Genomic DNA, 9,820 nt, shown 5'->3' on the forward strand with positions numbered 1-9,820 from the left:
AAGAGGCCGGAAAAAAATCAGAATGTGATGGTCGAGACGGTGTAGACGACGGGGTGACCGGGTTCGTCGTAACTGACCATGATCCGCTGCGTGGGCTGGGGCGCCTTCTTCGGGTTGACGGTGCCCGCCCAGGGCCAGTCGACGCTGAAGTCCCAGCCGACCTTCGCCGCCTGGCCGGGCGGAATGGTCTTGGCACCCTTTTTGAGGGCGGCGGCGCTGGTGCCCACGGCCTTGAGGTAGTGGTCGAGACCCCAGTCGTTGGTCCGGAACTGCACGAAGAGGGAACTGGTCTTCCAGGAGTTGGTCTCGTAGTAGTAGACCGGGGTGGAACCGACCGGCACCGGGACGTCGTAGGTCCGCTGCTGGACCTTGGACGGGAAGGCGTTGGTCAGTCCGGTGGCCGCGGCCTCCGCCTCCTTGCCCACACCGCTGTCCCGGCTCTGCTCGGCGGAGATGACGATGTAGCCGGCCGGGATCGCGATCAGGAGGAACACGATCAGGGCCATCAGGACGGGGCGGGGGCGCTTGCCTTCGGGCGGCGGGGTGGGGAGGTGATCGTCGCTCATGGAATTCAGGTCGGAGTCGGTCATCGGCGGCCGGACCGTTCGTAGCGCTCGTAGCGCTCGACGCGGCGGCGGTTGGCGCGCCGGAAGCGGCGGGCCACCAGGCGTGCGAGGTCGGCGGCGCCGACCATACCGGCCTCGGGGCCCAGCTGGGCCTTGGCGATGGTGGCCTCGGGGCGGTAGCCGCGGCCGGTGAGGTTGCGCCGGAAGGCGTCCCGGGCCGGGCCGATCAGCAGGTCGTCGGCGGCGCTGACGCCCCCGCCGATGACGAAGCAGGACGGGTCGAGGGCGGCGGCGAGGTTGGCGATGCCGACGCCGAGCCACTGGCCGATGTCCTGGAGGAGCTCGACGCACATGGCGTCGCCCTCGCGGGCCAGCTCGGTGATCAGGGGACCGGTGATGTCGCCGATCCGGCCGCCGACCCGCTCGATGATGTTGTACGCGACCGGGGAGTCGGCCGCGGCCAGCTCCCGGGCCTCGCGGACCAGGGCGTTGCCGGAGCTGTACTGCTCCCAGCAGCCGCGGTTGCCGCACGGGCAGCGATGGCCGCCGGGCACGACCTGCATATGGCCGAACTCACCGGCCACGCCGTACTTGCCGCGCTTGACCGCGCCGTCCTCCAGGATGGCGCCGCCGATGCCCGTACCGAGCGTGATCATGACGAGGTGGTCCTCGCCGCGTCCGGCGCCGAACCGCCACTCCGCCCAGGCGGCGGTGTTGGCGTCGTTGTCGACCATGACCGGCACCGCAAGGCGGCCGGCGAGGCGGTCGCGCAGCGGCTCGTTGCGCCAGTTCAGATGCGGGGCGAAGAGCACCTTGCTGCGGTCCGCGTCGACCCAGCCGGCCGCGCCGATGCCCACCGCGTGGACGTCGTGCCGGTCGGAGAGGTCCAGGACGAGCTCGGTGATGGTGTCCTCGACCACCTTGGGGCTCTTGGACTTGTCCGGCGTCTCGGTGCGGACCTTCTCCAAAATGGTGCCGTCGGCGTCGACCACACCCGCCATGACCTTCGTGCCGCCGATGTCGATGCCGACGGTGGGCACCCGGGGGGCGGTCAGATGCGAGCGCCGCTCGCGGGTGCCGACCGTGCGCAGGACGGTGGCTCTGGCCGATCCTCGGTGCACCCGGTCCCGGTACATACTCATCGGCCCACCTCTTCGCCGTTACGGCTGCCGTTCCGGTCGCGGCGGCTGCGTGCTCGCAAGAGTCGTCTCGTCCCTGCGGGTCTCAGGAGGCCGGGGCCTCGGCGTGGATGGCCGGCATGCCTTCGCGAGGTGCGCAGGGCATGCAAGCTTCGGATGGTTCGGTGCGATTGTGCATCACCCGCGACGTCCGGCGCACCGTGACGTGGGGTGCCGCGCCCCGCGCGGCCCGGGGACCGGCGCGGGGCACGGCGGACGATCAGTCGGGCCGGTGGCCGCCGGGGAATTCCGGGGTCGCCGAACGGGCCAGCTCGTGGCTGAGCTGTTCCAGCTCGCTGCCGCCCGCCATCTGGCGGGTCAGCTCCTCCAGGGCGATCTCCTTCTTGGCATGGCTGCCGGCCATGGTGCCGCGCTTGAGGAGCACGAAACGGTCGCCGACGAGGTAGGCGTGGTGCGGATTGTGGGTGATCAACACCACGCCGAGTCCGGCGTCCCGCGCGGCCGCGACGTACTTGAGGACGACGCCGGACTGCTTGACGCCAAGCGCCGCCGTGGGCTCGTCGAGGACGAGGACCTTGGCGCCGAAGTAGACGGCGCGGGCGATGGCGACGCACTGCCGCTCGCCGCCGGAGAGGGTGCCGATGGGCTGGTCGACGTCGCGCAGATCGATGCCCATGCGCAGCAGCTCGCTGCGCGTGGTCCTGCGCATCGTGGCGACATCGAGCCGCTTGAAGGGGCCCACGCCGGTGGTCGGCTCGGAGCCGAGGAAGAAGTTCCGCCACACGGGCATCAGCGGGACGACGGCCAGGTCCTGGTAAACGGTGGCGATTCCGCGGTCCAGGGCCTCACGCGGGGAGGCGAGCTTTGTCTCCTCGCCCTCGATGGTGAAGGTGCCGGCGTCGTGCTGGTGCAGCCCTGCGATGATCTTGATGAGGGTGGACTTGCCGGCGCCGTTGTCGCCGAGCACACAGGAGATCTCCCCCGCGTGCACCTGCAGGGACACGCCCTCCAGCGCCTTGATGTTGCCGTAGAACTTGCTGACGTTGTCGAGCTCGACGAGGGCTGTCATGACTTGTCCTCCGCCCGCTTGCGGACCCATGCGTTCAGGAGTGTGGCGAGCAGCAGCATCGCGCCGAGGAAGAACTTGTACCAGTCCGGGTTCCACTGCGCGTAGACGATGCCCTTGCTGGTCATGCCGAAGATGAAGGCGCCGACCGCGGCCCCGATCGCCGAGCCGAAGCCGCCGGTCATCAGACAGCCGCCGACCGCGGCCGCGATGATGTAGAGGAATTCGTTGCCGACGCCGTCGCCGGACTGGATCGCGTCGTACGAGAACAGCAGGTGCTGGCCGGAGACCCAGGCGGCGAAGGCGACGCCCATGTACAGGCCGATCTTGGTCTTCGTGACCGGGACGCCGACCGCCCGCGCCGCATCCGCGTTGCCGCCCACCGCGAAGATCCAGTTGCCGACGCGGGTGCGCAGCAGAATCCAGGTGGCGAGGGCCACCAGCGCGATCCACCACACGATGGTGATCTGGATGTCCACACTGCCGATGGTCAGGTGGGAGGCGAAGAGCGCACGGGCCGAGTCGAAGCCCTCCATGTCGGCGATGGACTTCGTGGAGACGGTGCCGCTGATCAGCTTGGTGAAGCCGAGGTTGAGGCCGGTCAGCATGAAGAACGTGCCGAGCGTGATGATGAAGCTGGGGAGTTTCGTACGGGTCAGCAGGATGCCGTTGAAGACGCCGATGGCCAGCGTGACCAGCAAGGACACCCCGACACCGACCCAGGTGTTGGCCGTCATCTGGTAGCTGACCATGGACGAGATCAGGGCCGAGCTGACGACCATGACGCCGGCCGACAGATCGAATTCGCCGCCGATCATCAGCAGTGCCACCGGCACGGCCATGATGCCGATCGTCGACGAGGCGTAGAGCACGGTGGAGAGGCTGGAGGCCTGCAGGAACGGCTCGGCGGCGAGGGAGAAGAAGACGAAGACGGCGATGGCGCCGACGACCGAACCCAGTTCGGGGCGGCCCATCAGGCGGCGCGCCAGGGAGCGGTGCAGCAGCCGTTCGTCCCGTGCCGATGCCTTGACGATGGTGCTCATCGGGTCCCCCGCTTCGTGAATTCCTGCAGTGCGGCGGCGTCCTTCTTGGTGATCACCTGGGGTCCGGTGAGCACCGGCTTGCCGCCGCCGAGGACGTCGGAGTTGTACTTGTAGAGCCAGAGCAGGTCCACGGCCTGGTAGCCCTGGAGGTAGGGCTGCTGGTCGACGGCGAAGCCGAGTGAGCCGTCCTTGAGGCCGCCGGCGACCTGGGCATTGAGGTCGAAGGTGTCGATCTCGGCCTTGCTGCCGGCCTGCTCCTTGGCCTTGACGGCCGTGGGGGCGAAGGGGGCGCCGAGGGTGACGACGGCGTCGATGCCGGGGTCCGCCTGGAGCTTGGACTCGATGGACGACTGCACATCGGGCATGTTGGTGCCCTCGACGTACAGCTTCTGCAGATCGCCCTTGAAGGTCTTCTTCGCGCCGTCGCAGCGCTGCTCATGGCCGACATTGCCCTGCTCGTGCAGGACGCACAGGGCCTTCTTCCGGCCTCGCTTGTTCAGCTCCTCGCCGACGGCTTCGCCCGCCACCGTCTCGTCCTGCCCGATGTGGCTGAGCGCGCCGAACGCCTTGGACTCCTCGGCGCCGGAGTTCACCGTGATCACCGGTATGCCGGCCTTCTCGGCCTTTTCGACGACGTCCTTCATGGCGTTGGGCTTGGCGAGCGAGACGATCAGCCCGTCGACCTTCTGGTCGATGTAGGACTGCACCAGCTGGGCCTGCCGCTGGGCTTCCTCGTCGTGGCCGTAGAGGAACTTGATGTTGTCCTTGGCCGCGGCCTGTTCCGCGCCGTTCTGCACGATGTCCCAGAAGGTGTCGCCGTCACCCGAGTGAGTGACCATCGCAAATGTCCACCTGGGGGTGTTCACGGCGGCCTTGCCGCCGGCGGCCTGCGCGGCGCGCGCGTCCTCGGCCCGCTTGCCTCCGGTGCTGCTGCACCCCGCCAGTGCGGCGCAGAGCACTCCCGCCAGCACGGCGCTCACGACGCGTCCCCTACTTCGAACCCTTGCCACGAGGACTTGCCCTTCCCGCTGATGTCGCTGTGTCGGCCGCATGGGTCGTATTCGCCCAACCGGCCAAGTATCCGTTACCGGTGATCTGTACCGGTTCGTGGGGTCCGGTCGCCGGTCCCGCCCGGCGGTCCGTTCCGCGTCCTGTGCCGGATCCCGTCCCTGGTCCTGCGCCGGGTTCCGTCCAGGATCCCGCCCCGGATCCTGCCCTCCCGGTCTTCCGTACGGCTTCATCGGGTGCCCCGTCCGGTGTACGACTCCAGCATGGGTACGTCCTTCCCGGTGACCAGCGCCGGCCCGGTGAGCACCGGTTTGCCGCCGCCGAGCACGTTGTCGTTGGCCTTGTGCAGCCACAGCAGGTCCACCGCCTCGTAGCCCTGGAGGAAGGGCTGCTGGTCGACGGCGAAGGTGACGTCCTTGGCCTTGAGGAGCTTGACCACGGCGGAGTTCAGATCGAAGGTCGCGATCCCGGCCCGGCTGCCCGCCTCCCGCTTGGCCTTGACGGAGATCGCCGCCATCGGCGCACCGAGCGTGACGATCGCGTCGATGGAGCTGTCGGCCTGCAGCTTGGCTTCGATGGAGGACTGCGAGGAGGGCGCGTTGGTGCCGTCGACATTGAGGTTCTCCACCGGCCCGGAGAAGCCCTTGCGGACGCCCGCGCAGCGGTCCTCCAGCGACACATTGCCCTGCTCGTGGATGACGCACAGGACCTTCTTGGCGTGCCGTGCGGTCAGCTCGGCGCCGACCGCGCGGCCGGCCACCGACTCGTCCTGGCCGATGTGCGTCAGCGCCCCGTACGCCTTCGAGAACTCGCCGCCGGAGTTGATCGTGACGACTGGGATGCCGTGGGCGACGGCCTTGCGGACGACCGCTTTGAGGGCCTCCGGCTTGGCGAGGGTGACGATCAGCCCGTCGACCTTCTGGTCGATGTAGGCCTGCACCAGCTCGGCCTGTTTGGCGCCCTCTTTGTCGTTGGCGTAGAGGAACTTCACCCGGTCCTTGGCGGCGGCCCGTTCCGCGCCGTTCTGGACGATGTCCCAGAAAGTGTCACCTTCGCCGGAGTGGCTGACCATGCCGATGGTCATCCGGGGTGCGCCGGAGCCCTCGTCACCCTCCCCGCCGTCCGCGTTCCTGCCGCCGGAACCGCTGCACCCGGCGACCAGCGCGAGGGCCGCCACCAAGGCGGCACCGCGGACGGTGACGGGTCCGGCTGTACGCACTTTTCGCGCGCTTCGCACGCCGCTCATCGTGGAACCGCCTTTGCTCCAGGCCGCCGGAATGCGGCTGGAGGAGTTCTAACGGCGGGCGCGGAGCCACGTCAATAGTTTGTCAGAACATTCTGACGAAGAACCTCGGCTCGGGGCCTGACTCAGGGGCGCACCAGCAGCTGGAATTCGAAGGCGTACCGGGTCGCGCGATAGACGTGCGAGCCGAACTCGACCGCGCGACCGGTGTCGTCGAAGGTGGTGCGCTGCATCGTCAGCAGCGGGGCGCCCTCCGGCTCGTCGAGCCGCTCGCCCTCCTCCGCCGTCGCGGCCCGCGCGCCGACGGCCTGGCGGGCGCTGTGCAGGGTGATCCCGGCCGACCGCATCAGGCGGTAGAGGCCGGTCTCCTCCAGCTCGGCGGTCTCCAGCTTCAGCAGCCCGGCGGGAAGGTGGTTACGCAGATGCGCAACGGGTTCGCCGTGCGTGAGCCGCAGCCGCTCGACCAGCGCGACCTCCGCGCCCTCGGCGATGCCCAGCGCGGCGGCGACCTCGGCGTCGGCCTCGGTGGTGGTGTTGAGCAGCACCCGGGTGGCGGGCTTCTGCCCGGCCGCCTCCAGGTCGTCGTAGAGGCTGCTCAGCTCCAGCGGGCGCTTGACCTGGCTGTGGACGACCTGGGTGCCGATGCCGCGGCGACGGACCAGCAGCCCCTTGTCGACCAGCGACTGGATCGCCTGGCGCACCGTGGGCCGGGACAGCCCGAGCCGCCCGGCCAGCTCGATCTCGTTGCCGAGCAGGCTGCCGGGCGCCAGCTTGCCGTTCTCGATCGCGGCCTCCAGCTGCTGGGAGAGCTGGAAATACAGCGGGACCGGACTGCTCCGGTCCACGCTGAACTGGACAGGGCTCTCGGCGCCCGCGGCGTCTGTATCGCGTTTCCCCACGTTCGCGAGCGTATCCGTCCGCGCAGATGACGGGAAGTCCAGAGGTCACATTGTCCGGACAAGGCGGGTACGCCACTGGGGGTGCGCCTGCGGGCGCTACCAGGACAGCGGGCGGACCGCTCGGCAGCCACCCGGCCAGGACGGACCGCGTTCGCCGTCACGCCGTCACGCCCTCACCCCTCGGCGCACCGGCCGGCATCCGGGGCAGCACGTTGCCCACCCCCACCCCTCGGCCCACCCCACGCCATCGCCGAGAAATCCGCCCACATGACGCCCACATGAGGCTCCCATGACAGCGCCTCAAGGCATCATCGGAGGCCCCCGTCAAAGGAGTTACCGATGTCCGTACGCCGCGTCGTCCCCGATATCCAGTCCGACGCCCTGGAGGAGAGCCGGGAGTTCTACGGCCTGCTGGGCTTCGAGGAGGTGATGAACCAGGGGTGGGTGATGACCTTGGCGTCCCCCGCCAACCCCACGGCGCAGCTCACCTTCATGACCGAGGACAAGACCGCGCCGGTCGCCCCCGATATGAGCGTCGAGGTGGAGGACGTGGACGCGGCGTACGCGGCCGTGCTCGCGAGCGGGGCGGAGATCGTCCGGCCGCTGCAGGAGGAGGAGTGGGGCGTGCGCCGCTTCTTCGTGAAGGACCCGAACGGGCGGGTGGTGAATGTGCTCGGGCATGCGGACTCGGGAGGCGGGGCGCAGGCCTGACCGCCCGGCAGGCGCGCCGCTCGCGGTCGCGGACCCCGCGCTCCTGTGCACCACCGCATAAGCCGTCACTTCATCCAGACGTCCTCGTACTTCCGGTACGTCCCGTCGTGAGTGGCGAGGTGCACCCACTGGTCCACATACGCCTTGAACTCGTCGTCGCCGCGCGGCAGTGCATAGGCCTTCTCGGAGAAGGAGAAGGGCTTGTCGGGGTGGACCGCGCACAGTTCGGGGTGGATCTTGGCCTGGTAGCGGGTCTCGCCGGCGTCCGTCATCATCACATCCGCGCGGCCGGCGATGATCTCGTCGAAGATCGTGGTGTTGTCCGGGTGGACCGTGATGGTGGCCCGCTTGAGATGTGCGCGGGCGAACTGTTCGTTCGTACCACCGGGGTTCACGACGACCTTCGTTCCGGGCCGGTCGATCTGGTCCAGCGTCCGGTACTTGTCCTTGTCGGTGCAGCGCACGATGGGCGTCTTGCCGTCCGTGCGGGTGGGCTCGCTGAAGTAGGCGGCGCGGGCGCGCGGGAGGGTGATGGAGACGCCGCCCATGGCGATGTCGCAGCGCCCGGCCGTGAGGTCGCCGATGAGTTCGGCCCAGGTGGTCGCGACGTAACGCGGCTTGGCGTCCAGGCTCTTGGCGAGGTCCTGGGCCATCTGGATGTCGATGCCGGTGTAGCCACCGGTCTTGGGGTCGCGGTAGGTGAAGGGGCGGTAGTCGCCGGTGGTGCACACGCGCAGCACTCCGCGCCGCGGGACGACGTCCAGGAGCGAGGCCGCCGGGTGGTGGCTGCGCGGGGCGGCGGCCGTGGGGGCGGACCCCGGTGTGGGCGCGGGGGTATGGGCGGGCGACGACGGGGCGGCAACGGTGCCGGCGAGCAGACAGGCGAGGGCGGAGAGCGTGGCGGCGCGCTTCATGGTGACTCCTGCGGCATGAGCATGATCGCGTGATCGAAGCGCTCAGCGTGGCAGAGGCCGCGGCCGAGGTGAACCCCATGACCGGTCAGTGGACCGCCTCGGACCGCGGGAGGCTCGGGAACCTGGGCCTCAAGAGCCGGGCCTCAGTCGTCGTACAACTCGTTCGTGAGGCCCGCCGTCGGGTGGTCCGGGGCGACGTCGGCGAGGCGGGCAAGGAGGTCGGCGGCGCGCTTGGCCACGGTGTCGCGGTCGCCCTCGGACAGCGCGGCGCCCATGCCGACCGCGACCGCGCCCGCGGCGATCCAGTCCGGTGCGCCCTCGACCGTCACCCCGCCGGTCGGCAGCAGCGGAGCCTGGGGCAGGGCGGCGCGTACTTCGCGTATCCAGGAGGGGTGGTGCGCGGAGGCGGGGAACAGCTTGAGGGCGTCCGCGCCGAGCTCGAGCGCGCGGACCATCTCCGTCGGCGTCGACACCCCGGGGAAGACCGGGACTCCGTAGCGGTGGCCCGTACGGATGACCTCGGCGTCCAGGCTCGGCGAGACCAGGAAGCGGGCACCGGCGTCCACGGCCATGCGGGCCGACACCGCGTCAAGAACCGTGCCCGCGCCGATGACCGCGTCCTCGCCCAGCTCACGGGAGAGGGTGGTGACCGCCTCCAGGGCGAACGGGGTGGTCAGGGATATCTCCAAGCTGGTGATGCCGGCCGACAGCAGGGTGTCGGCGGTGGCGCTCGCCTCGTCATAGGTCTTGCTGCGGACGATGGCGAAAACCCGCTGAGCCAGGGCGGCCCGGGTGATCTCCCAGCGATACACGGCAGTTCGCCGTCCTTCCTTGTCTCCCACGCTCCATGCCGCCGCCCGCGGTGACCCACGGCGCAGTCGGCACTTCCCGGGGCGCGCCGGCGCAACTGACCGTTTGATGGCCTCTTTGCGGCCGATGCCCGCCCACTCCTCGTTTCTACCGAAACGCTACCGGCAGCCACTGACAATCCTCTCCCGGGGGTACGTCCCCGCGCCTCCCCTTCCGCCAAGAATGGGCGGAAGGGGAGGCGCGGGTCCGGAGACAGCACGGCGGGGGGGGGGGGGGGGGGGGGGGGCCCCCCCCCCCCCCCGGGGGGGGGGGGGCCGGGCGGGCGGCGGGGGGGGGGGGGGCGGCCCCCCCCCCCCCCCACCCCCCACCGCCGGCGCCCCCAGCACCCCCCCCCCCCGATGGGCGGGCGCGGACCAAAACC

The 9,820-nt window shown here is 70.0% G+C and carries 10 protein-coding genes; 1 reads left to right on the plus strand and 9 read right to left on the minus strand.

The genetic code is table 11. From position 1 onward, the window contains the following. Window positions 1–17: 17 nt before the first annotated feature. From ACZ4S3_RS31470 to ACZ4S3_RS31500, 7 genes are all read right to left on the minus strand, one after another. Window positions 18–590: a hypothetical protein gene (locus ACZ4S3_RS31470; RefSeq protein WP_467940314.1), complete on the minus strand. Its 573-nt coding sequence runs from the start codon at window positions 588–590 to the stop codon at window positions 18–20. After that, window positions 587–1,708, minus strand: a complete 1,122-nt coding sequence (locus ACZ4S3_RS31475; protein ID WP_467940316.1) for an ROK family glucokinase — start codon at window positions 1,706–1,708, stop codon at window positions 587–589. Before ACZ4S3_RS31475 ends, ACZ4S3_RS31470 begins: the two co-directional genes overlap by 4 nt. A 256-nt stretch (window positions 1,709–1,964) precedes the next feature. Next, window positions 1,965–2,774, minus strand: coding sequence for an ATP-binding cassette domain-containing protein (locus tag ACZ4S3_RS31480; protein ID WP_467940318.1), 810 nt, complete (start codon window positions 2,772–2,774; stop codon window positions 1,965–1,967). Continuing rightward, window positions 2,771–3,814, minus strand: a complete 1,044-nt coding sequence (locus ACZ4S3_RS31485) for an ABC transporter permease (protein WP_467940323.1) — start codon at window positions 3,812–3,814, stop codon at window positions 2,771–2,773. The genes ACZ4S3_RS31480 and ACZ4S3_RS31485 overlap by 4 nt, the downstream gene beginning before the upstream one ends. Next, window positions 3,811–4,824: a sugar ABC transporter substrate-binding protein gene (locus ACZ4S3_RS31490; RefSeq protein ID WP_467940325.1), complete on the minus strand. Its 1,014-nt coding sequence runs from the start codon at window positions 4,822–4,824 to the stop codon at window positions 3,811–3,813. Before ACZ4S3_RS31490 ends, ACZ4S3_RS31485 begins: the two co-directional genes overlap by 4 nt. A gap of 227 nt (window positions 4,825–5,051) precedes the next feature. Beyond that, window positions 5,052–6,068, minus strand: a complete 1,017-nt coding sequence (locus ACZ4S3_RS31495) for a sugar ABC transporter substrate-binding protein (RefSeq protein ID WP_467940330.1) — start codon at window positions 6,066–6,068, stop codon at window positions 5,052–5,054. A 122-nt stretch (window positions 6,069–6,190) separates the two neighbouring features. Beyond that, window positions 6,191–6,910, minus strand: a complete 720-nt coding sequence (locus ACZ4S3_RS31500; RefSeq protein WP_467940441.1) for a GntR family transcriptional regulator — start codon at window positions 6,908–6,910, stop codon at window positions 6,191–6,193. A 393-nt stretch (window positions 6,911–7,303) separates the two neighbouring features. Here ACZ4S3_RS31500 and ACZ4S3_RS31505 point away from each other — a divergent pair, with 393 nt between their 5' ends. After that, a complete protein-coding gene (locus ACZ4S3_RS31505) occupies window positions 7,304–7,675 on the plus strand; it encodes a VOC family protein (RefSeq protein WP_467940334.1) in 372 nt (123 codons plus the stop codon). A 65-nt stretch (window positions 7,676–7,740) separates the two neighbouring features. Here the strand turns inward: ACZ4S3_RS31505 and ACZ4S3_RS31510 are convergent, their stop codons facing one another. Together ACZ4S3_RS31510 and ACZ4S3_RS31515 are read right to left on the minus strand one after the other, a co-directional pair. After that, the gene (locus ACZ4S3_RS31510) at window positions 7,741–8,589 is read right to left on the minus strand and encodes a transporter substrate-binding domain-containing protein (RefSeq protein ID WP_467940338.1); all 849 of its coding nucleotides are present in this window, start codon (window positions 8,587–8,589) and stop codon (window positions 7,741–7,743) included. 143 nt (window positions 8,590–8,732) lie between these two features. Continuing rightward, entirely contained in the window at window positions 8,733–9,401 is a 669-nt protein-coding gene (locus ACZ4S3_RS31515) for a bifunctional 4-hydroxy-2-oxoglutarate aldolase/2-dehydro-3-deoxy-phosphogluconate aldolase (protein WP_467940341.1), read from the minus strand. Window positions 9,402–9,820: the final 419 nt, after the last annotated feature.

The sequence above is a fragment of the Streptomyces sp. NPDC028368 genome (assembly GCF_055565615.1).